Below are 22,342 nucleotides of genomic sequence, written 5' to 3'. Positions count from 1 at the left end.
CCGATCGTAGGTGCCATCTGCCGTTATAGGCTCGCTTTGACTTTTTCGGCTACATCGGCGGGCACCCATTTCACCCACAAGTTCTCGTAATTGCGCAGGAAATAGATAGCGGCATCCTCATTGCTTTCGCGATTTTCATCCTGCCAGGCGAGCACCTGGTTGATCGTCTCATTGTCCCATTTGCGGGTCTTGAGATAGGTCGTGACAGGTCCGGCGCGGCTGGCGAAAGACCTGGTCATCAGCGTGAAGGCGCGCGAGACCGGATAGGAATTGAGCTCAGGCCTGATGCAGCCGGCAACCGCAGTGCAGCGATCCCATTCGGCCTTGTTGTGACTGACGCCGAAGCTCAGCCGCGTCATGTCGTACTTGCCGAGGATGGCGGTCGGCGCCCAGTAATAACCGAGCCAGCCGATCTTATTGTCGAAAGCCCGGGCGATCGAGGCATCGAGCCGCTGGGGACTGCCGGTCTCGACAAGTTCGAAGCCCTTTTTGTCGGCGGCCAGGGCCTTGAAGAGGTTGGTGGTCGATATCTGGCAGCTCCAGTCGGCGGGACAGTTGTAAACCGCGCCTTTCGACGGATCATCCTCGGCAGGAAAGAGCTCGGGGTGCTTCAGCGCGTCCTCGACCGAGCGAATATCGGGATTGGCGTCGGCAATGAATTTTGGGATAAACCAACCCTCGACCGCGCCATCGGCGAGTATCTCGGCGCCCTGCACCAGCCGGCCGGTATTGACGGCCTGATCGAGCAGAGCCCTGACGGAGTTGATCCAGTATTCCGATGCGATATCGGGGGTGCCTTTCTCATTCATCGAGGCGAAGGTCGGAAGGGTGTCGCCGTCGACGATGGTGACGGAACAGCCGTAGCCGTTTTCCAGGATAAACTTGTCGAAGTTTGCGGCAATGCCGGCCGAGGCCCATTTCATCTCGGCGATCGATACTTTGCCGCATTCGGCGGCTTCGGCCGGCACGATCGCGCTCAAAAGAGCCGCGGCAAAGACGGCCGAAATCAAAAGCGTCTTCATCGTCTTCCCCGAATTCTTCTTAGACAACGTGCTGCCGGGATTCACCTGGGGCGATCCCGCAACAGGCGTTTCCCGTTCACGGGCGCCGTCCCACCGGCTCCGGCAACTCGTCGCAGACCATGTTTAGCAATGGCTTATTTTGTCGAAGCCTACGCGTTCGCTCGGAGAAATCAACCGTCTTCTGCTCGTGGTTGCGGAACTAAATTATTGAATTCGAAGAATATAGTTCGCAGCTAATATTTCCCCAGATCGAAAATTGACGCCGTCTGGGAACGCCGGCGCAGTGGCGGCGGAAATTCCGCCGTGCAGATCAAAAAAAGTCAAAATTAACATTTGCGTAAGCCTTCAATAACTCTCCGGTAAGAATGTGCCGTTATCAGTTGGGATGTAGCGGCAACGACCGCTGCTTCTCCGGTTCAGGTAGTGCGTACCGGAGAAAGCGAGCTTCGCCGTGTAGGGGCGAAGACGCCTGAGTTTTCGGCAAACCGCGCAGAGCCAAGGCCATGCGCGGTTTTCGCGCTTTCGCGAGAATATCCGAAGTCTTGACCCGGGATCGGCGGCCATTGTAGGCCTCCGGCTAGTGCATCGGCCCGAAAATCTGAATCGATTTTCGGAAGCGCGGTGCCCTAGGGAAAGGCGGCCGCCATGGCAAGAGCGATCATGCTGCAGGGAACCGGCTCGGATGTCGGCAAGACGGTGTTGGTGGCGGGTCTCTGTCGGCTGGCGGCCAATGCCGGGCTCACCGTGCGGCCATTCAAGCCGCAGAATATGTCGAACAACGCGGCGGTCGCCGATGATGGAGGCGAGATCGGCCGGGCGCAATGGCTGCAGTCGCTCGCCGCCCGCACGCCGTCTTCGGTGCATATGAACCCGGTGCTGCTCAAACCGCAATCGGAAAGCGGCAGCCAGATCATCGTGCAGGGCAGGGTGTTCGGGCAGGCGAAGGGGCGGGATTATCAGCGGCTGAAGCCGCAACTGCTCGGCGCCGTGCTCGAAAGCTTCGAAAAGGTGTCTGCCGGCGCCGATCTCGTCGTCGTCGAGGGTGCCGGCTCGCCGGCAGAAATCAATCTCAGAGCCGGCGACATCGCCAATATGGGCTTTGCGACGAAAGCGGGCGTGCCCGTCGTGCTCGTCGGCGATATTGATCGCGGCGGCGTCATCGCCTCGCTGGTCGGTACGCAGGCGATCCTCGACGAGGGCGATAGAGCGATGATCGCGGGCTATCTCATCAACAAGTTCCGCGGCGACGTCTCGCTCTTCGACGACGGCATCCGCGCCATCGAATGTTTCACCGGTTGGCCCTGCTTCGGCGTCGTGCCGTGGCTGCAGGCTGCCGCGCGCCTGCCGGCCGAGGATTCGGTCGTCCTCGAACGACTGGCGAGGGGCGGTGCCGGAGCGCTGAAGATTGCCGTGCCGATGCTGCCGCGCATTTCCAATTTCGATGATCTCGATCCGCTGAAGGCGGAGGCGGATGTCGAGTTGGTATTCGTGCGCTCAGGCGAGCGGCTGCCTGCCGATGCGAGCCTCGTCATTCTTCCGGGCTCGAAATCGACGATAGCGGACCTCGCCGATCTCAGAATTAAAGGCTGGGACAGCGATCTTGCGGCGCATGTCCGGCGCGGCGGCCGGGTGATCGGCATCTGCGGCGGCTACCAGATGCTCGGACGCACGGTCCGCGATCCGCTGGGAATCGAGGGCGGAACCTCCGAGGCGCCGGGGCTGGCGCTGCTCGACGTCGAGACCGAGATGGCGTCGGAGAAGACCGTGCGCAACAGCCAGGCCCGCTCGACCGAATATGACGTGCCGCTTGCCGGCTACCAGATCCATCTCGGCGTCACCGGCGGCCCGGATTGTATCAGGCCTTCGGCGATCATCGACGGTGCGCCCGACGGGGCGCTTTCGGCCGACGGCCGGATCATGGGCACCTACCTGCACGGGCTCTTCGGCAGTGACGCCTACCGCACCCGACTGCTGGAAAGCTTTGGGTTATCGGGCGGGCGGACGAATTATCGTCAAGGCGTGGAGCAGGCGCTCGATGAGATCGCCGGGGAATTGCAACGTTGCCTCGACCCACACTGGCTGGCCGGGCTGATTGATTAGCCGCCACCCATCAAGGCCGCGCCTGCGGTTTCGCGTCTCAGGGTGCGGCGCGTTGAAGAAGGTCGCGCAAGGGGCCATTTGAGAGTACCGGATTTCGCTGCCAATCAGAAAGGCCGAGAGAGGCCCGCTCGAAAACACGTTGGCCGGAGGTCGGAGTCTCAGAGGATAGGCGCATCTTCGGTCGTGCTGCATTACTTAATTCGCTCAAGAGTAGAATCGCGATGCGAAGCAGGCTAATAAAAGGTTGTTGATCCTCACGCGGAGGCTTGGAAATTAAAGATCATATCCAGTGGGTTATAGAGCAGGGAATCACCAGCGAGCATATTGGTGATCTCGTCGCCGGCCTGTGTGAACGGCTGATTGCGGACGGGTTTCCGATCTGGCGGGCAAGCATCCGCATGCCGTCCCTGCATCCGATGTATCGCGGCGTCGCGGCCAATTTCATGCGGGGCGGTGAGACTGTTCTCGAGAATGCGGAGCACGGCAGCGAGACCGAGCGCAACTTCGAGAAGACGCCGATATTCTATCTTCTGAACCGCGGTGAGAAGACGGGGCGATGGAACCTGGCGAAAGGCGAGGGTCTCCACTATGGCGAGCTCCACGAATTTGCGCTTGCCGGTGGCACGGACCATGTGGTCAATCTTTTCGAGTTCCCGAAGGAAGTCGCGCTGCGCGGGCTCGGTTTCTCTCTGACGAGCGATTCTCCGGGCGGATTTTCAGATGATCAGCTGGCTGTCATCGATGAACTGTTCCCAGCGCTGGGGCTTGCCGCTTACCGTGTCGCGGTTTCCAAGACCGCGACCGATATCCTCGCCGTCTATACCGGCGCCAGAACGAGCGCGCGCATCCTTGCCGGTGAAACCCGCAGGGGAATGGGCGGCTCCATCGATGCTGCCATCCTGCTTGCCGACCTCCGCAACTTCACGGCGCTGACCGAGGCCTATCAGCCGGGGGAGATCGTCGGCTTTCTCAACGAGCACTTCGAACTGATCGACCGGCACGTCGAGGAAAATTCCGGCGAGATCCTCAAGTTCATGGGCGATAGCGTGTTGGCAATCTTTCCGACGGACGCCGAGGATCCGCAAAGGGCTTGCAAGGCCGCATTGGCTTCGGCGCAGAACCTGCTGAGGGCAAACGAGGAGCTCAATCGCGAACGGACGCTGGATGGTGGCCCCGATATCGGTATTGATGTCGTCTTGCATCTCGGCGAGGTTTTTTACGGAAATGTCGGCGCCCAGGGCCGGCTGGACTTCACCGTGATCGGCAGGGCCGTCAACGAGGCGTCGCGGCTTGAAAAACTGTGCGGAACGCTTGAGCAGCCCCTGCTGCTGTCAGAAAGCTTCGCAGCGACCTGCGCCGTGCCCTGCGACTATCTCGGCGCTTTCGATCTGCGCGGCGTTTCGAAGAGAGCCGACGTTTACAGGCTTGCCCGCGCCGCTTCTTAGGCTCGCTCAAATCTCGCCCGACACCTCGCGGCGGCGCCGGTCGAGTTCTTCGCTGTAGCGGCGCAGCGTGTGGCTTTCGCTGAGCTGTCCCACCACCTTGCGCTCGATCAGATTGTTGACGACGGCGAGCGCTTCGCTTTCGCTCCTGTCGAAGATCGCCGCCGCCTGCTTTGCATTCATCTGCGGCTGCAGGAAATCATTGCGGTAGCGGACGAAATCGGCAAGCCTCTGGCTCTCGTCCTGGGCGTCGGTCGGATTGGCGTAGATCTCGGGCACGAGCACGAGGCCAGCATATTTTTCGTTCTCCTCTATGAGAATGACGCGTTGGGTTGAGCCGATCGGGAAGGCCTTCTTGAAGTCTTCCAGCGAGATATCGGCCTTTGCCGTCTTCACGTCGGCGCGCATCAGCTTGTTCACCGTCAGATTGCGGATCCAGCCAACGTCGTGGGCGCTGCGGATGCTTTCGCCGCGCAGGTGGAAGCGCCATGTGGCGAAGGAGTAGCCGAAGGTCGAGCGCACGACGAGCGAGGAGGTGATGACGGCGGCAAGAACCAGTGCCGTGATCGGGAAATCGCCAGTGATTTCGAGCGCCAGAAAGGTCATCGTCAATGGCCCGCCAATGACGGCGACCGCCAGGGAACTCATCCCGACCACGGCATAAATGACCGGCGTCAATGTCGCATCGGCGAAATAGGGGCCGCAATAAGCAAAGAGCTTGCCGAGCAGGGCGCCCATGAACAGCGAGGCGAAGAACAGCCCGCCTCTGAAACCGGAGCCGATCGAGATCGCCGAGGCAAGGGATTTCAGGAGGAAGAGACCGATCAGCGCCGGGATTGCCACGTCGCGGGAGAGGTTCAGATGCAGCGCGCCGTGGCCAGCCGAGAGCACCTGCGGCGAAATCATCGCCAGAAGCCCGACGATAATGCCGCCGAGCGCCGGGCGAAAGGGCGGGGCAATCGAGCTTTTGCGCGCCACCTCCTCGACGAAGGCCACGCCCTGCATGAGGAGAATGCCAACGCCGGCGCAGAAGACGCCGAGCAGCAGCGCCGGGATATAATCGGCCGGCACGACCGAGCCGAAGCTGCCGATATCGATGGTGAAATCGCCCTCGGCAAGCAACCTTGCGATGAGGGTTGAAACGAGGGCGGAGACGACGACCGGGGTCAACGACACGATGGTGTAGGTGCCGATGATCAGCTCGAAGGCGTAGAAGGCGCCCGTCAGCGGCGCGTTGAAAGCGGCGGCGATGGCGCCGGCCGCGCCGCAACCGACGAGTATGCGCAGGTCCGAGCGGCGCAGCTGCAGCTTGAGGCCGAATTTGGAGGCAATGCCGGCGGCGAGCTGGGTATAGCCGGCCTCCAGACCGACGGAGGCGCCGAAGCCGTTGGAGATCAGGTTCTGTACGGCAACGATGATGCTGTCGGTCAACGAGAGGCGGCCGCCATGCAGCGCATTCGCCTCGATCGGGTCGACCATCGGTTTCTTGCGCCGTTTGGCGAGGACCAGAAGCAGCAGGCCGAGCAGGGTACCGCCGATGACCGGGGCGGTAAGCAGCAGCATCTTGTCCTCGATGACCGACGCGCTCAACCTTTCGCTGTCGGCGATGCCGAAAACTAGCTGGTGCAACTCGTTGGAGACATAGCTCATGCCGGTCACGGCAAGACCCGAGGCGATGCCGACGATGGCGCCTGCCAGCGACAAGCCAACTTCGCTGCGGCGCGTCAGGGCGCGCAGCCGGCCCGGATCGAAGAAAACACGCAGCGTGCGCAGGCGGCGCCGATCCAATTTCATAAGCATGGCTAGACAACTAGGCGATGAGAGGCCGGGTCAAGGGCGGAGGTGCAGTCGCCTTGCAACGCAATTGCGGCGAAAAGCCGACGGTCGGGTCAAATATTTATGACGTAAGCCGCTGATAATAGACGATATTTCCGGTAGGGTCAGTGGTGTTGGCCGATCTTTTGCGCAGTCTGGAGCTGGAGCGGTTGCGAAGGTCGGTTGACTTCACCCCCCGGCTTGCCTAACCATCCCAGGGATAACGGATGGTTCCGGATCGGCATTTCGCCTTCCGGATGAAAAGGGAATGTGACGGGGCGGACCCACATCGGGCGCCTTCATCACAGCCGACCCCGCGACTGTAGAGCGGTCAGGGTCTTCCATCCGGCATCGAACCCTTTCGGCCGGCGGGCTGCAATCGTGCAGGCGGGCGGGATGGGCGGCATGCCGGAAAAGCCACTGGAAATGCATGGTGATCAACCGGGGTCGGACGCCTCTATCTCTACGAATCGTCCACCTTTTCACCGAGGCAGCCGGGAAGGCGAGGCAGATCCGCTGGCACGATCAGGGGCGACCGGACTTCCGGTTCGCCCCGATCGCCGCCGATAACCGCGAGCCAGGAGACCTGCCTTCCGTGCCGGGCGAAAAGCCCAACCCTGGGCAAGAGACCCGCTGCCAGCACGGAGGTTGTTTTGGCTGAACGATTGAATTCAGCGCCGCCTCTGGTGGTGCGCTTGGAAGGTCACTTGCAGATGCCGCCGCCGTCCGGCACGGGGCCGCTGGGAAGGAGTTTCCTTTCCTCCCTCATTCCTGTGCTTGTCACAGGAATCCAGCGGGCCCAAGTCCTTGGGCACAGGAGAATCCCTTCACGGCAGCATAGAATTATTCACGGCGCCGACGCGCCGTGGCTGGATTCCTATGACAAGCACAGGAATGAGGTGGGGCGGGGTACCGCATCCGGTCATAGGACTGTCTGGGCATGACGGCTGCCCCCTCCCACACCCTCATCCTCGGCGGCGCCCGTTCCGGCAAATCCCGTTTTGCCGAAAATCTCGTTATGGCAAGCGGCGACGAGCGCCACTACCTCGCCACCGGCCGTGCCTGGGACGAGGAGATGCAGACGCGTATTGCCCAGCACAAGGCCGATCGCGGCCCTTCCTGGACGACGCATGAGGAGCCGCTCGATCTTCTCGGCGTGCTTGCCGCGATCGACGGCGAGGGGCGCATTGTGCTTGTCGATTGCCTGACTCTCTGGGTGACCAACCTGATGATGGCGGAGCGCGAGATGGCTGTGGAATTTGCCGCGCTCGCTGATTTCCTGCCTGGCGCCAAGGCGCGGCTGGTCTTCGTTTCCAACGAGGTTGGCCTCGGCATCGTGCCTGACAATCGGATGGCGCGCGATTTTCGCGATCATGCCGGACGGCTGCACCAAATAATCGCGGCGCAGGCCGACGAAGTCTATTTCATCGCGGCCGGTCTGCCGCTGAAAATGAAGGGTTGAAGTTCCATGATCCAGCAGAAAATCCCCGCAACCGTCATCACCGGCTTCCTTGGCGCCGGCAAGACGACGATGATCCGCAACCTGCTCACCAATGCCGGCGGCAAAAAGATTGCGCTTATCATCAACGAATTCGGCGATCTCGGTGTCGATGGCGAGGTGCTGAAGGGCTGCGGCGCGGAGAATTGCAGCGAGGACGACATTATCGAGCTCACCAATGGCTGCATCTGCTGCACCGTCGCCGACGATTTCATTCCAACGATGACGAAGCTCCTGGAGCGCGAACAGCGGCCTGACCATATCGTCATCGAAACCTCCGGCCTCGCCCTGCCGCAGCCGCTGGTCTCCGCCTTCAACTGGCCTGATATCCGCACCCAGGTGACCGTCGACGGCGTCATTACGGTTGTCGACAGTGCGGCCGTTGCCGCCGGCCGTTTCGCCGATGACCATGCTGCTGTCGAGGCGGCGCGCGTCGAGGACGACTCGCTCGATCATGAGAGCCCGATCGAGGAGCTGTTCGAAGACCAGCTCACATGCGCCGATCTCATCGTCCTCAACAAGACCGACCTGATCGATGGGGATGGCCTGGGCCGCGTGAAGAACGAAGTCGCCTCCCGCATCGCCCGCAAGCCGGTCATGATCGAGGCCAGGAATGGCGAGGTGCCGGCAGGCGTGTTGCTCGGCCTCGGCATCGGCGCGGAAGACGATATCGCCAACCGCAAATCCCATCACGAGCTGGAGCACGAGGATGGGGCGCCACACGACCACGACGAGTTCGACAGCTTCGTTGTCGAACTCGGCGCTGTTTCCGATCCGACAGGCTTTGTCGAGAAGCTGAAGGGCATCATCGCCGAGCATGATGTGCTGCGCCTCAAGGGCTTCATCGACGTCTCGGGCAAGCCCATGCGCCTGCAGCTGCAGGCCGTCGGCAGCCGCATCGACCAGTATTTCGACCGCGCCTGGGCAGCGGGCGAGGCGCGCCGCACGCGCCTCGTCGTCATCGGCTTGCACGAAATGAACCAGGGCGCGGTGCGCAAGGCGATTGAAGCGCTCGTTCAAGGATAATCGATGCATCTGCTTCTGGCCCAGCAGGGAACGATCAGCGACGGCGAAGAGGCAATCGACCTCGGCCAGTCGCCGGGCGATATGCTGTTCCTTTCGGCTGCCGACACCGAACTTGCCGCGGTCGCTACCGCCTATCGCGGGTGCGAGGGAATGCCGCATTCGCTGAGGCTCGCGAATCTGATGAGCCTCAAGCATCCGATGTCAGTCGATACCTATGTCGAGCGAACGGCCCGGCACGCCAAGCTGATCGTCGTGCGTGCGCTCGGCGGCGCCAGCTATTTCCATTATGCGCTGGAGGCGCTGCACGCCGTTGCCGCCCGCAACGGCGCACTGATTGCAGTATTGCCTGGCGATGCCAAGCCAGATGCGGGGCTGGTTCCTTTCTCCAATGTTGACCTCGACGATCTCAACGCGCTCTGGGTCTATCTGATCGAGGGCGGCGACGCCAATACGCGGAGCTTCCTTGCTTATGCCTCGGCGATGCTATCGGGCGCGGAGAAGCCGGCGCTGGCAGTGCCTTTGATGAAGGCGGGGATCTGGTGGCCGGGGCGAGGGGCGATCGGGGTCGAAGAGTGGCGGCGGGTCGTCGGTTCGCATGTCGCGCCAACGTCGTCCGTCAAGCGTGGGGCACCCCCCTCTGTCTTGCCGGACATCTCCCCCACAAGGGGGGAGATCAGCAAGTCGCTCGGACTTCCAACAAAAAAATTGCGTGAGAATGCCGCACTTTCGGCTGAAGAGATGGAGCGAAGCCTCGCATCCCCGATCTCCCCCCTTGTGGGGGAGATGTCCGGCAGGACAGAGGGGGGTACACCAAGCTCGACAGAAGAGCTGGAATTCGAACCCACGTCCCCCATCGTCGCCATCAGCTTCTACCGTGCCCTCGTCCAGAGCGGCGAGACCGGGCCGGTCGAGGCGCTGGTCGAGGCCCTGGCCGCACTTGGCCTGCGGCCGCTGCCGGTCTTTGCCTACAGCCTAAAGGATCCCGTTTCGACAGGCATTCTCGAGAGCGTGTTTTCGGCGTTGAAACCGGATGTCGTCATCAACACAACGGGCTTTGCGGTCTCCGCGCCGGGCGCGGACCGGCAACCGACTGTGCTGGAGACGGATGGCGCAGTCGTACTGCAGGCAATCCTGTCGGCTTCGTCGCGGGAGGCTTGGGTGACCTCGTCGCAGGGTCTGTCGGCGCGCGACCTCGGCATGAATGTGGCGCTGCCCGAAGTCGACGGGCGGGTGTTGGCGCGGGCGGTGTCCTTCAAGACGGCGGCGCGTTACGACGCGGCTGTCGAGGCGAACATCGTCGCAAGCCTGCCCGACGCCGGCCGGCTCCGCTATACGGCGGAGCTCGCCGCCAGTTGGGTGCGGCTGCGCCGGACGCCCGCCAATAGGAGGCGCATCGCCCTCATCATGGCGAATTATCCGAACCGCGACGGCCGACTCGGCAACGGCGTCGGACTCGACACGCCGGCCGGCAGCATCGAGGTGCTTCGGGCGATGGCGGGTGCGGGTTACCCGGTCGCCGATGTTCCGGCCGATGGCGACGCGCTGATCTGGCATCTGATGGAGGGGCCGACCAATTCCCGGCATGACGGCCGGGTCATCCGCGAGGCTCTTTCGCTCAGTCGCTACAAAAACTTCCTGGAATCTCTTCCCAAAAAGATTCAGGATGAGGTGAGGGCGCGCTGGGGCGAGCCAGAGAACGACCCCTATTTTCGCGACGGCGTCTTCGCCCTGCCTTTCGCCCGCTTCGGCGGCGTCCTGGTCGGCATCCAGCCGGCGCGCGGCTACAATATCGATCCGAAGGAGAGCTATCATTCGCCGGATCTCGTGCCGCCGCATGGCTATATTGCCTTCTATGCTTTCCTGCGGCGCGAATTTGGCGCCGACGCCGTCATCCACATGGGAAAGCATGGCAATCTCGAATGGCTGCCGGGCAAGGCGCTGGCGCTGTCTGAGACATGTTACCCGGAAGCGATCCTCGGGCCGCTGCCGCACCTTTATCCCTTTATCGTCAACGATCCCGGCGAGGGCACGCAGGCGAAGCGCCGCACCGCCGCCGTCATCATCGACCACCTGACGCCGCCGTTGACGCGGGCCGAAAGCTATGGACCGCTCAAGGATCTGGAGGCGCTGGTCGATGAATATTACGAAGCTTCGGGTGGCGATCCCCGCCGCATCCGGCTGCTCAGCCGCCAGATCCTCGATCTCGTCACCGATATCGGGCTGGATCGGGATGCGGGGATTGCGAAAGGCGAGAGCGAAAGTGAGGCGCTGAAGAAGCTTGATGCCTATCTCTGCGATCTCAAGGAGATGCAGATCCGTGACGGGCTGCATGTGTTCGGCGTGTCGCCGGAGGGGCGGCTGCTGACGGACTTGACCGTGGCGTTGGCGCGGGTCCCGCGCGGGCTGGGAGAGGGCTGTGATGCGAGTTTGCAGCGGGCGATTGCTGCGGATGCTAGGTTGAGTTTCCCCCTTCTCCCCAGCGCGGAGAGGATGTCCGCCAGGACAGATGAGGGGGCGAGCGACGGCAGGAGCGGGCGGCTGAGCGCAAGCGAGGCAGAGTCTGTGGCCCCCTCATCTGACCCTTCGGCCCACCTTCTCACCGCCGGGGAGAAGGTGAGTCGCGCGCTTCAGCGTCCTTTTGACCCACTCGACTGCGACATGGCGACTCTTTGGACGGGCCCGCGTCCGGCTATTCTCGCAGATGTCCTCGACGCCCCCTGGCGCAGCAACGGCGACACCGTCGAGCGCATCGAACTGCTCGCCGCCAAGCTCGTTTCCGGTGAAATGGGGTGCCCAACCCTCTGGTCCCAAACCAGAACGGTGCTCGACGAGATCGAATCCCGGCTCAAGCCTTCCATTCTCGCCTGCGGCCCGGCGGAGATCTCCGGCCTTCTGCGCGGCCTCGACGGCCGGTTCGTCGCCCCGGGCCCCTCCGGCGCGCCGACGCGCGGGCGGCCGGATGTTCTGCCGACGGGGCGGAATTTTTACTCCGTCGACAGCCGCGCCGTGCCAACGCCGGCCGCCTACGAGCTCGGCAGAAAATCCGCGGAACTGCTGGTGCGCCGCTATGTTCAGGATCATGGCGAGTGGCCGGTCTCCTTCGGGCTGACGGCCTGGGGCACGTCGAACATGCGCACGGGTGGTGACGATATCGCCCAAGCTTTGGCGCTGATCGGTGTCAAGCCGCTCTGGGACATGAGTTCGCGCCGCGTCACCGGCTATGAGATCATATCGCAAGCAGTGCTCGGGCGGCCGCGCGTTGATGTGACGCTCCGGATTTCCGGCTTCTTCCGCGACGCCTTTCCCGAGCAGATCGCCCTGTTCGACAAGGCGATCCGCGCCGTCGGGGCACTGGATGAGGATGCTGCCGACAACCCGATTGCCGGGCGCATGCGCGGCGAGGCGGCTCGGTTGGCCGCTGCCGGGCTCGATGAGAAGGCGGCGGTGAAGCGGGCGGGTTACCGCGTCTTCGGCTCTAAACCCGGCGCCTACGGCGCGGGACTGCAGGCACTGATCGATGAAAAGGGCTGGGAGCGGCGTGCCGATCTTGCCGAAGCCTATCTCGTCTGGGGAAGTTATGCCTATGGCGCCGGCGAGGAGGGCAGGGCCGAACGCGGCCTGTTCGAGGAGAGGCTGCGCTCGGTGCAGGCCGTCATTCAGAACCAGGACAATCGCGAGCATGACCTGCTCGATAGTGATGACTATTACCAGTTCGAGGGCGGCATGGCGGCTGCGGCCGAGCAGTTCGCCGGTACACGTCCAGCGATCTATCATAACGATCATTCCAGGCCCGAACGACCTTTGATCCGCTCGCTCGAGGAGGAAATCGGCCGCGTCGTGCGCGGGCGCGTGGTCAATCCGAAATGGATATCGGGCGTCATGCGCCATGGTTACAAGGGAGCCGCCGAGATCGCCGCCACCGTCGATTATCTCTTCGCCTTCGCTGCGACGACGGGCGCGGTCGGCGCGCATCATTTCGAGGCGGTCTATCAGGCCTTCGTCGCCGATCCGGACCTGCGCGGTTTCATGATCGAGAAAAACCCGGCGGCATTCGACGAGATGAAGGAGCGGCTGCGCGAGGCAATCGATCGCGGGCTCTGGACGCCGCGCAGCAATTCGGCCCGGTTCGACCTGGCTGCTACGAAACTGAATGAGGTGCACTGATGAGTGACGAGATCCCAGAAAACGAATCGACCAAGGACGATGCCCGCCACGCCGAGAGGATGGCGAAGAAGAAGGCTGCGCGCGACAAGATCATGGCGACCAAGACGGACGGCAAGGGCCTGATCATCGTCCATACCGGCAAGGGCAAGGGTAAGTCGTCAGCCGCCTTCGGGATGATCTTCCGCCACATCGCCCACAGCAAGCCGTCAGCCGTCGTGCAGTTCATCAAGGGAGCGATGTGGACCGGCGAGCGCGACCTGATCGAGAAGCATTTTTCCGATCTCTGCCAGTTCCACACGATGGGCGAGGGCTTCACCTGGGAAACGCAGGACCGGGCCCGCGACATCGCCGCCGCCTCGGCGGCCTGGGAAAAGGCCAAGGAACTGATCCGCGATGAGCGCAATTCCATGGTGCTGCTCGACGAGATCAACATCGCGCTGCGCTACGACTATCTCGACATCAACGAGGTCGTCGCCTTCCTGAAGAGCGAGAAGCCCCCTATGACCCATGTCGTGCTGACGGGGCGCAACGCCAAGGAAGAACTGATCGAGATCGCCGATCTGGTCACCGAGATGGAACTCGTCAAACATCCGTTCCGGTCGGGCATCAAGGGCCAGCCCGGCGTGGAGTTCTGAGCCACTCAGTTGAGTGCCAGGCTGCGCAGGATGGCGGCCGTTTCCTCATCCGCCGGAAAGAAGGATTCGACCGCGAGCTCCGACAGGGTGATATCGACAGGCGTGCCGAAGACCGTCGTTGTCGAGATCAGCGACAGCAAGCCCGCTTTGTTCGCAAGCCGGAGGGGAACGGCGATACCGGCATAGTCGGCGTGGTTTTCGCCGGGCCGGTCCGACGCCGGATAGGACCGGAGCTCCTTCAACAGCTTTTCCAGAACAGGATCACCTGAGGCCGATATCTGCTGACGCAGCCTGTCGAGGAGGTGGCCGCGCCACTCACCGTGATTGACGATATGCGGCGCCAACCCCTGCGGATGCAGGCTGAGGCGCAGCACGTTGACGGGCGGCTCGAGCAGCGACTGATCGGCAACGCCTGACAGCAAGGGAGCGATCGCAGCGTTGGCGGCGACCAGGGTCCAGTGGCGGTCGACCGCCAGTGCCGGGAAGGGCTCGTGCCCTTTCAGCACCATGTCGACGGCGCGTCGCGCCGCCTCAAGGGCAGGATCATCAAGCTTGCGTTCGGCAAAGATTGGGGCGAAACCCGCCGCCAGCAGCAGCGGGTTGCGGTCGCGCAGGGGCACGCCGAGGCGTTCGGCAAGATGCAGCAGCATCTCGCGGCTCGGTGTCGCGCGCCCGCTCTCGATGAAGCTCAGATGCCGCTGCGAGATCTCCGCCTCCAGCGCCAGGTCGAGTTGGCTCATGCGGCGGCGCTGGCGCCACTCGCGCAGGTGATCTCCGAGGGAGCGGGCGGCCGGCGTCATCAGGTGGCTGCCGGCAGTTGGTCGATGAAGCCGCGCACGGATTTCAGCTTGCCGCCGTCGAGTTCGGCGAAATCCGTGCCCTTGATCAGCGCTTCGCCGTTTTCGGGCCCGAGCCTCCAGGAAAAGCGCAGGTTGTCGCCATAGCCGTCGGCCGCGCCGATCAGTTCGAAGCGGAAGCCGGGGAAACGGCTTTGCACGGCCTCGACCAGCGCATTGATCTGCTCGTGACCTTCGCCGCGCATCAGCGGATCGACATAGGTGGCCGCTTCCGCCCAGCTCTCGGCGATGAGAGCGCGGCGGCGAGCGCCATCCGTCTCGTTCCAGACGGCGAGGTAGCGCTCGGCTTTGGTCTTTGCGTCGTTCATCAGGTCATCTCCTTTTGATCGCCCGTCAGTTCCAGGCAGCGCGATCATGCGGGAAGGTGGCGCACCCTATCAATTACGCCTGAGGTAATGGGCGCTGGCTCAGATGCCAAGCCAGACACGCAGCGGATTTGCCGGATCGGCGAGCAGCTTCACCGCAAGGGCGACGCAGACGATGACGAGCAGCGGCTTGATGAGCTTTGCGCCGATGCGCATGGCGAGCCGTGAGCCCAATTGTGCGCCGAGGAACTGGCAGACGCCCATCAACAGGCCGATCTTCCAGAGGATTGCGCCGAAGCTTGCGAAGACGATCAGCGCACCGAGGTTCGAGCCGAAATTCAGAAGTTTGGTGTGCGCGGTGGCCTTAAGCACGCCGAAGCCGGCGAGGGTGACGAAGGCGAGCATGAAGAAGGAGCCGGTGCCGGGGCCGAAGACGCCGTCGTAGAAGCCGATGGCCGGCACCAGCGTCAGGCCGAAGGCGAAGGGCGTGATGAGACGGTGTTTGTCGAGGTCGTTGAGATTCGGTTTGACAGCAAAGAAGATCGCGATTGCCAGCAGCAGCACAGGCATGATCGCTTGAAGCACCTGTCCTGGTACGATCGTCGCAAGAGCGGCGCCGAGTGCCCCGCCCATGACGGACATCAGCGCCATCGGCAGCTGTTCGGAAAGCTCCACATGGCCCTTGCGGGCGTAGGCGAGCGTCGCGGAAGCGGCGCCGAAGATCGATTGCACCTTGTTGGTTCCGAGCGTCTGCAGCGGCGGGATGCCGGCGATCAGCATGGCAGGAACCGTAATCAGACCGCCGCCGCCGGCAATGGCATCGACGAAACCGGCGAAGAAGGCGGCCGCGCAGAGCAGCAGAAGCAGATCAAGGGCGATGTCAGGCAAGATGCTATTCCAGAAGGATCTTTCACGGGTCTTGTTGCATTTCCCCCTCCAAGCTGCAATGGCTGCAAGGACACAGCAGGGGTACATTCGGCTGCCTCCATGAGCGACATTTCTTTCGATGCGACAAGGCGCCATGTGCTCGGGCTCGGCTGCGAGCGCGGGACGCCGGTCGCCGAGGTGCAGGCGCTGGCCGTTGCGGCCCTGGCGGCGGCCGGTATCGGTGCGGAGGAACTCGCCGCTATTGCTTCTATCGACAGCCGCCGTAAGGAGGCGGCTATCCTCGCGGTCGCCAGGCATTTTGGCGTGCCGGCCGTATTCTTCGACGCGCCGCGGCTGGAGCGGGAAACGCCGCGGCTCAAAAATCCGTCGGCCGTCGTCTTTGCTCGGGTCGGCTGCCATGGGGTGGCGGAATCGGCAGCGCTTGCGGCGACCGGTGATAATGCCGAACTGATGCTTGGCAAAATCAAATCGGCGCATGCAACGGCGGCAGTTGCCCGTGGCGGGTTGCAGAAAGCCTGATGGTCGCTATGGTGGCGGCAATTCGCGGCGCCACCCGGCAGCCTCGCGATTCACATCTAGAGGAAAAATCATGCACAAGGTCATTTATGACACTGACCCGGGCGTTGACGACGCCATGGCGCTTCTCTTCCTGCATCGGCATCCCGAAATCGACCTGATCGGCATCACCACCGTGTTCGGCAATGCCTCGGTCGAGACGACGACGCGCAATGCGCTCTTCCTCAAGCGTGAATGGAATATTCCTGCACCCGTCGCCAAAGGCGCCAGCGTCACCATCGATGCCTCGCGCGCGGAGCGGGAGTGGCCTTCCATGGTGCATGGCGACAACGGCCTCGGCGATATCGAGGTGCCAGCGTCGATCGACCTGCCGCTCGATCCGCGCCCGGCGCACCGCTTCATCATCGACACCGTGCGTGCCCATCCCGGCGAGGTGCGCCTGGTCGCGGTCGGGCGAATGACCAATCTGGCGCGGGCGTTGAAGGAAGACCCGGAGATTGCGACCCTGGTCAAGGACGTCGTCATCATGGGTGGCAATTTCTATGTGCCCGGCAATGTCTCGCCGGTCGCCGAGGCCAATATTCATGGCGATCCCGAGGCCGCCGACATCGTCATGACCGCGCCCTGGAAGGTCGCAGTCATCGGCCTTGACGTCACCTCGATCACCACCATGAGTCGCAGTTATCTCGGCAGGATGGCGGCCGAGGGAGATGGTGCCGTGAAACTGCTCGACGCACTCTCGCAATCCTACATCGACTTCTACAAGCATGCGGTCGAGGACGGCATGATGGTGCATGACAGCTGCGCCGCAGTCTACGTCGTGGCGCCGGAGCTGTTCTCGTCCATCTCAGGTGCGGTGCGCGTCGTCTGCGGCGGCATTGCCGACGGCCAGACGATCGTCAAGCCGGACAATCGCCGGTTCCCGCCCGGCGATTGGGATGATCGGCCGAGCCAGATCGTCACCACAGGGATCGAGTCGGAAAAGGTCCTGACGCTGATCCGCGATACGCTGCTTCGCGGCTGAGTGTCTTCAACGCCGATTGGAATGTATTTCACCACAGCAGGCGTCGCCTGGCGTCATCCTCGGCACAGGCCACAGCGATACGCCCGGATCTCCGCAACCTCTCGCGGCGGGCCATTATCCGCCGAGCAAACCTAAGCGGGCGCCGGCGGAGCCGGGCACTTCGCCAAACCTGTTGGGGTCCTTCGAGCCAGGAGTTAGGATGATTGCAAGATGGACCGCCAGCAGAAAGATGCTCATGAGAATTACTGCCGTCAGGGAGCCAACTGCTTCGTAATAGCCGTAGAGCAGGTGAAGCATGAAGACTGAAGCGGTCCACCAGCCGCTCTGATCGAAATCATGCAGTCGCATCACCATTAGGCAAAGGCAGGTGATGAGCGCCAGCGCATAGGTTAGGGCGATTAACTCCTTAACCCTTGAAATCGCTTCCCGAGTTCCGACCAGCGTCAGTAAGTGAGTGAGAGCGAATACCACGGCCGCGGCGACAGCAATGACTGCCACGTTGAACAGGAAATAGCGAAGACGACCAAGCCTGCCCCGTAACGAGAATATTCTGAGCATTGTCCCCTTACTCGCGCTCATAGTTAGACGGTTGCATTGAAGCAGCGTCAAACGGCAATTGAAAGACTATCGTAGTTCTTTTTTGGCGAGGAAGAAAGCGGAGTTGACCGACTCCATGCGCGGCCGGTCGCGAGGGTAATATCATAGTGTATTCATATTGCTGCATCGCTTTCCTGCGATATCGAATCCGCTCGTTTGCAAAGTGAGTCATTGTCATCTCAGCAACTTCAAGTGAGGTGGCGCAGGCGGCGTTGACCTTGGCTCTCGCTGGGCCTAGATCAACAAAATGTCGAATAGCGTATTCTCCCATTTGCCGGCGTTGGAGCCGGGCAGCGTCTGGCTCGTCGGGGCCGGTCCGGGTGATCCGGGCCTGCTGACGCTCTTGGCCGCCAGGGGGCTCGCCGAGGCTGATGTGATCGTCCACGACGCGTTGGTCAATGAGGACTGCCTGAGGCTCGCGCACCCCGGCGCCGAACTCGAATATGCCGGCAAACGCGGCGGCAAACCCTCGGCCAAGCAGCGGGATATTTCGTTGCGCCTGGTGGAACTGGCGCGCGCCGGCAAGCGGGTGCTGCGGCTGAAGGGGGGCGATCCCTTCGTCTTCGGGCGCGGCGGCGAGGAGGCGCTGACGCTGGTCGAGCACAATATCCCGTTCCGCATCGTGCCGGGCATCACTGCCGGTATCGGCGGGCTTGCCTATGCCGGCATTCCGGTGACGCATCGCGAGATCAATCATGCGGTGACGTTTCTGACCGGCCATGATTCCTCCGGCATCGTGCCGGACAGGATCGACTGGGAAGCGATCGGCAAGGGTTCGCCGGTGATCGTCATGTACATGGCGATGAAGCACATCGCCCAGATCAGCGCCAAACTCATTGCTTCGGGCCGCTCGCCATCCGAGCCCGTGGCTTTCGTCTGCAATGCGGCGACCGGCGCGCAGCAGGTGCTGGAGACGACGCTCGGGCAAGCGACCGAGGCTGTTACCGCCTCCCGGCTCGAGCCGCCGGCGGTGGTCGTCATCGGCGAGGTGGTGCGGCTCCGAGCCTCGCTCGATTGGCTCGGCGCTCTCGCCGGACGACGGCTGCAGCCGTATCCGTTCCGCCAGTCCGGCCAGGTGCTGGCATGAGCGGCCTCCTGATCGCAGCTCCTTCTTCCGGCGTCGGCAAGACGACGGTGACGCTCGGCCTGCTCAGAGCCTTGCGTCGGCGCGGCATCGCGATCGCGCCCGGCAAGGCCGGCCCCGACTATATTGATCCCGCCTTCCATGCGGCGGCAAGCGGCACGCCCTGCCTGAACTTCGACCCCTGGGCGATGCGGCCGGAGCTGATCTCGGCCAATGCGACGCTGCACCGCTCCGGCGACCGCATTCTCGTCGTTGAGGCGATGATGGGGCTGTTCGACGGAGCGGCCGACGGGAAGGGGACGGCAGCGGATCTGGCCGCCCAGCTCGGCCTTTCCGTGGTGCTGGTCATCGACGCTTCGCGCATGTCGCAATCGGTCGCGCCGCTAGTAGCGGGTTTTGCCGGTTTCCGCGCGGATGTTCGCGTTGCCGGCGTCATCCTCAACAAGGTCGGCAGCGAACGGCACGAGGCGATGCTGCGTCAGGCGCTCGAGGCGATTCGGATGCCGGTGATCGCCGTGATCGGCACCGACAAGGCGCTTGTCCTGCCGAATCGCCATCTCGGCCTTGTTCAGGCCGGTGAGCATGCAAGCCTCGAAGATTTCATCGAGCATGCGGCGGATGCCGTCTCCGAGGAATGCAATTTCGAGTTTCTGCTGCGCATCGCCAGGCAGGGCCTCAACCGGCCGTCGGCTGCCAATATCGATCGCCTGCCGCCACTCGGCAGTCGCATTGCGGTGGCCCGTGATATCGCTTTCGCCTTTTCCTATGAGCATATGCTGCTTGGCTGGCGGCGGCGGGGGGCTGCGATTTCCTTCTTCTCGCCGCTCGCCGACGAGGCGCCCGCTGCCGATGCTGATGCGATCTATCTGCCTGGCGGTTATCCCGAACTGCATGCCGGAACGCTCTCCCAGGCGTCGAATTTTCGCGCAGGCCTTCTCGATGCGGCGGCGCGCGGCATCCGGATCTATGGCGAGTGCGGCGGCTACATGGTGCTCGGCGATGGGCTGATCGACGCAGAGGGCATCCGTCACGAGATGCTCGGTCTGCTGCCCGTTGTCACCAGCTATGCCGCGCGAAAACGCCATCTCGGTTATCGCCACGTCATGCCGCTCGACGGCGCAATCTTTCAGCGAGCGATGACGGCGCATGAATTCCACTATTCCACCCTCATCTCCGAAGGCGAGGGCGAACGGCTGTTTCAGGTCCGAGATGCGCTCGGAACCGATCTTGGCCCGGCGGGGCTCCGGCGCGGGCAGGTGGCGGGTTCCTACATGCATCTGATCGATCTTGCCGGGATTGCCGCGTGAGCGCGCCGATCGTCCATGGTGGCGGAGTCACTGCCGCTGCTGCCGCCTTTGGCGGCAGGCCGGAGGACTGGCTCGACCTTTCCACCGGGATCAATCCGTGCCCGGCTGCCCTGCCGGAAATCCCTGCAAGGGCTTGGCACCGCCTGCCGGACAGCCATCTGGCCGAAGAGGCAAGGTGGGCGGCGCGCGATTACTATGGGAGCGGCGAGATCCTGCCGCTGCCGGTGCCCGGCACGCAATCGGTGATCCAACTTCTGCCGCGGTTGCTGACAAAGGATGAGGGCGCCAGGGTCGCCGTCGTGGCGCCGACCTATGGCGAGTATGCGCACGCTTTTAATTCAGCCGGTTTTGCCGTCGATACCGTCGGTCATGTCGCTGCGATCGGAGTTGAGCATCGGCTTGCGGTCGTTGTCAATCCGAACAATCCCGATGGGCTGACATGGCCCGTGGAAACGCTGATTGGCCTGCATGACAGGATGAAGGCGGTCAATGGACTTCTGGTTGTCGATGAAGCCTTCGGCGACGCCGATCCGGCACTCAGTCTCGCCGGCCACGCGCAGCGGCTCTCAAATCTGGTGATCTTCCGCTCCTTCGGCAAGTTTTTCGGGCTCGCCGGCCTTCGGCTCGGCTTTGCGATTGCGCGTGATGATATTCTCCAGCGTTTCGAGGGATGGCTCGGACCCTGGGCCGTGTCCGGGCCGGCGCTTTCGATAGCAGGCTCGCTGCTGCGTTCGGACGTTTCCCCCATCCGCCAGCTCATCGATGAACGCGGCGTCGGGCTTCATGCGGTGCTGACCGGGCTCGGGCTGCAGATCGCAGGGGGAACGGCGTTGTTTTCCCTTGTCGACGATGCCAGAGCGAGCGACATTTACACGCATCTCTGCCGGCATCATATTCTCGTCCGCAAGTTCGACTATGCGCCCGGATGGCTGCGTTTCGGGCTGACGCCTGATCCGGCGGCGGACCGGAGGCTTGGCGAAGTCCTTCAGAGATTTGAGCGATGACGATCGACCTAAACCTTCTCGTGCTGCTTCTGGCGCTGCTGCTCGACCGGATCGTCGGCGATCCGCAATGGCTCTGGTCGCGCGTGCCGCATCCCGTTGCGATTTTCGGAGCGGTGATCTCCTATGCCGACCAGCAGCTCAATCCTTCAAGCCTCACGGGCCATCAACGGCGGATGAACGGCGTCGCCGCCATCGTAGCGCTGCTGTTGCTGGCCCTGGCGGCAGGCTTCGTGTTCAACCGGTTTTTCGCGCTGTTCGGCCTCGCCGGCATCCTGTTGGAGACCGGATTGGTGGCGATCTTCCTGGCGCAGAAGAGCCTTGCCGACCATGTCGCCGCCGTTGCCGTCGCCCTGCGTGAGGAGGGGCTTGTCGGTGGACGGGCGGCCGTTGCCCGCATTGTCGGGCGCGATCCCGAGACGCTGGATGAGCCGGCCGTCTGCCGCGCGGCGATCGAAAGCCTTGCCGAGAACTTCTCCGATGGCGTCGTCGCGCCGGCGATTTGGTATGCCATTTTCGGCCTGCCAGGGCTTTTCGCCTACAAGATGCTGAACACGGCCGATTCGATGATCGGCCATAGATCGGAAAAATACATCGATTTCGGCTGGGCGGCCGCTCGGCTCGACGATGTCGCCAACTGGCCGGCCGCGCGCCTCTCCATCCTGCTGATTGCTGCAGGCGCCTGGATCCGGCGCGGCACCAGCGCCTGCCGCGAGGCGATCCGGGTAGCGATGCGCGACGGCGGCTTGCACCGTTCGCCGAATTCCGGCCGTCCGGAAGCGGCAATGGCGGGTGCGCTGAATGTCCAGCTTGCCGGACCGCGCATCTACGGCGGCGTGCTCGTTACCGAACCGATGATCAACAATCCCGGGCGCGATGTCGCGACATCCGGCGACATCGAGGACGGTGTCTCCGTTTATCAGGCGAGTTGCATGGTGCTTGCCGGCATCACGTTCGGATTGTTTTTGTGCTTCCTGTGAGGGGCTTGCGCCATAGCTCACCCCCCGGTGGACAGTCACGCCGCAAACGTTTATGCGAAACGCCTCAAATCCATCAGACCG

General features: G+C 63.0%; 18 protein-coding genes and 1 riboswitch. Of the genes, 12 read left to right on the top strand and 6 right to left on the bottom strand.

Features of this window, described 5'->3' with window-relative positions; all coding sequences use genetic code 11:
• Nucleotides 1–23 precede the first annotated feature (23 nt).
• On the bottom strand, nucleotides 24–1,022 hold the full coding sequence (locus NL154_RS11630; protein ID WP_210630964.1) for a glycine betaine ABC transporter substrate-binding protein: 999 nt from the start codon (nucleotides 1,020–1,022) through the stop codon (nucleotides 24–26).
• Between the two features lie 645 nt (nucleotides 1,023–1,667).
• Between NL154_RS11630 and NL154_RS11625 the strand changes: the two genes are divergently transcribed.
• Nucleotides 1,668–3,122 carry a cobyric acid synthase gene (locus NL154_RS11625; RefSeq protein ID WP_434734079.1) on the top strand — a complete coding sequence of 485 codons (1,455 nt, stop codon included), beginning with the start codon at nucleotides 1,668–1,670 and terminating at the stop codon, nucleotides 3,120–3,122.
• A gap of 266 nt (nucleotides 3,123–3,388) precedes the next feature.
• The gene (locus NL154_RS11620; protein WP_434734078.1) at nucleotides 3,389–4,567 is read left to right on the top strand and encodes an adenylate/guanylate cyclase domain-containing protein; all 1,179 of its coding nucleotides are present in this window, start codon (nucleotides 3,389–3,391) and stop codon (nucleotides 4,565–4,567) included.
• A 6-nt stretch (nucleotides 4,568–4,573) separates the two neighbouring features.
• Here the strand turns inward: NL154_RS11620 and NL154_RS11615 are convergent, their stop codons facing one another.
• Nucleotides 4,574–6,364: a chloride channel protein gene (locus NL154_RS11615; protein WP_221145284.1), complete on the bottom strand. Its 1,791-nt coding sequence runs from the start codon at nucleotides 6,362–6,364 to the stop codon at nucleotides 4,574–4,576.
• A gap of 226 nt (nucleotides 6,365–6,590) precedes the next feature.
• A riboswitch (cobalamin riboswitch) is annotated at nucleotides 6,591–6,739 on the top strand.
• A gap of 580 nt (nucleotides 6,740–7,319) precedes the next feature.
• Between NL154_RS11615 and cobU the strand changes: the two genes are divergently transcribed.
• From cobU to cobO, 4 genes are read left to right on the top strand one after another with little or no spacing between them, the layout of a single operon-like run.
• On the top strand, nucleotides 7,320–7,841 hold the full coding sequence (gene cobU / locus NL154_RS11610) for a bifunctional adenosylcobinamide kinase/adenosylcobinamide-phosphate guanylyltransferase (RefSeq protein WP_221145282.1): 522 nt from the start codon (nucleotides 7,320–7,322) through the stop codon (nucleotides 7,839–7,841).
• A gap of 6 nt (nucleotides 7,842–7,847) precedes the next feature.
• Nucleotides 7,848–8,903 (top strand): cobalamin biosynthesis protein CobW, encoded by a 1,056-nt coding sequence (gene cobW, locus NL154_RS11605; RefSeq protein ID WP_221153519.1) that lies wholly within the window; start codon nucleotides 7,848–7,850, stop codon nucleotides 8,901–8,903.
• Between the two features lie 3 nt (nucleotides 8,904–8,906).
• On the top strand, nucleotides 8,907–13,067 hold the full coding sequence (gene cobN / locus NL154_RS11600; protein ID WP_434734077.1) for a cobaltochelatase subunit CobN: 4,161 nt from the start codon (nucleotides 8,907–8,909) through the stop codon (nucleotides 13,065–13,067).
• Entirely contained in the window at nucleotides 13,067–13,702 is a 636-nt protein-coding gene (gene cobO / locus NL154_RS11595) for a cob(I)yrinic acid a,c-diamide adenosyltransferase (protein ID WP_210630970.1), read from the top strand. The genes cobN and cobO overlap by 1 nt, the downstream gene beginning before the upstream one ends.
• Nucleotides 13,703–13,707: 5 nt before the next feature.
• On the opposite strand, the gene NL154_RS11590 is transcribed toward cobO, so the two are convergent.
• The 3 genes from NL154_RS11590 to NL154_RS11580 form a co-directional block, all read right to left on the bottom strand.
• The gene (locus NL154_RS11590) at nucleotides 13,708–14,502 is read right to left on the bottom strand and encodes a helix-turn-helix domain-containing protein (RefSeq protein WP_434734076.1); all 795 of its coding nucleotides are present in this window, start codon (nucleotides 14,500–14,502) and stop codon (nucleotides 13,708–13,710) included.
• A complete protein-coding gene (locus tag NL154_RS11585) occupies nucleotides 14,502–14,867 on the bottom strand; it encodes a nuclear transport factor 2 family protein (protein ID WP_247241727.1) in 366 nt (121 codons plus the stop codon). Before NL154_RS11585 ends, NL154_RS11590 begins: the two co-directional genes overlap by 1 nt.
• A 99-nt stretch (nucleotides 14,868–14,966) precedes the next feature.
• Nucleotides 14,967–15,752 (bottom strand): TSUP family transporter, encoded by a 786-nt coding sequence (locus tag NL154_RS11580; protein WP_221153522.1) that lies wholly within the window; start codon nucleotides 15,750–15,752, stop codon nucleotides 14,967–14,969.
• 99 nt (nucleotides 15,753–15,851) lie between these two features.
• Between NL154_RS11580 and NL154_RS11575 the strand changes: the two genes are divergently transcribed.
• Together NL154_RS11575 and NL154_RS11570 are read left to right on the top strand one after the other, a co-directional pair.
• Nucleotides 15,852–16,271 carry a cobalamin biosynthesis protein gene (locus tag NL154_RS11575; RefSeq protein ID WP_210630974.1) on the top strand — a complete coding sequence of 140 codons (420 nt, stop codon included), beginning with the start codon at nucleotides 15,852–15,854 and terminating at the stop codon, nucleotides 16,269–16,271.
• Between the two features lie 70 nt (nucleotides 16,272–16,341).
• Nucleotides 16,342–17,292, top strand: a complete 951-nt coding sequence (locus NL154_RS11570) for a nucleoside hydrolase (RefSeq protein WP_221153523.1) — start codon at nucleotides 16,342–16,344, stop codon at nucleotides 17,290–17,292.
• A 114-nt stretch (nucleotides 17,293–17,406) separates the two neighbouring features.
• Here the strand turns inward: NL154_RS11570 and NL154_RS11565 are convergent, their stop codons facing one another.
• Nucleotides 17,407–17,850 carry a DUF805 domain-containing protein gene (locus NL154_RS11565; protein ID WP_210630976.1) on the bottom strand — a complete coding sequence of 148 codons (444 nt, stop codon included), beginning with the start codon at nucleotides 17,848–17,850 and terminating at the stop codon, nucleotides 17,407–17,409.
• Nucleotides 17,851–18,136: 286 nt separating this feature from the next.
• Here NL154_RS11565 and cobA point away from each other — a divergent pair, with 286 nt between their 5' ends.
• Genes cobA through cbiB form a run of 4 tightly spaced genes read left to right on the top strand, consistent with a single transcriptional unit; the run spans nucleotide 18,137 to nucleotide 22,261 of the window.
• Nucleotides 18,137–18,976: a uroporphyrinogen-III C-methyltransferase gene (gene cobA / locus NL154_RS11560; protein WP_434734075.1), complete on the top strand. Its 840-nt coding sequence runs from the start codon at nucleotides 18,137–18,139 to the stop codon at nucleotides 18,974–18,976.
• On the top strand, nucleotides 18,973–20,280 hold the full coding sequence (locus NL154_RS11555; RefSeq protein ID WP_221145274.1) for a cobyrinate a,c-diamide synthase: 1,308 nt from the start codon (nucleotides 18,973–18,975) through the stop codon (nucleotides 20,278–20,280). Before cobA ends, NL154_RS11555 begins: the two co-directional genes overlap by 4 nt.
• Entirely contained in the window at nucleotides 20,277–21,284 is a 1,008-nt protein-coding gene (gene cobD / locus NL154_RS11550; RefSeq protein WP_210630979.1) for a threonine-phosphate decarboxylase CobD, read from the top strand. The genes NL154_RS11555 and cobD overlap by 4 nt, the downstream gene beginning before the upstream one ends.
• On the top strand, nucleotides 21,281–22,261 hold the full coding sequence (gene cbiB / locus NL154_RS11545; protein WP_221153528.1) for an adenosylcobinamide-phosphate synthase CbiB: 981 nt from the start codon (nucleotides 21,281–21,283) through the stop codon (nucleotides 22,259–22,261). Before cobD ends, cbiB begins: the two co-directional genes overlap by 4 nt.
• Nucleotides 22,262–22,342: the final 81 nt, after the last annotated feature.

The organism is Rhizobium sp. YTUHZ044 (genome assembly GCF_051123975.1).
GTDB lineage: Bacteria > Pseudomonadota > Alphaproteobacteria > Rhizobiales > Rhizobiaceae > Rhizobium.
This window is presented reverse-complemented; position numbering and strand designations above follow the sequence as displayed.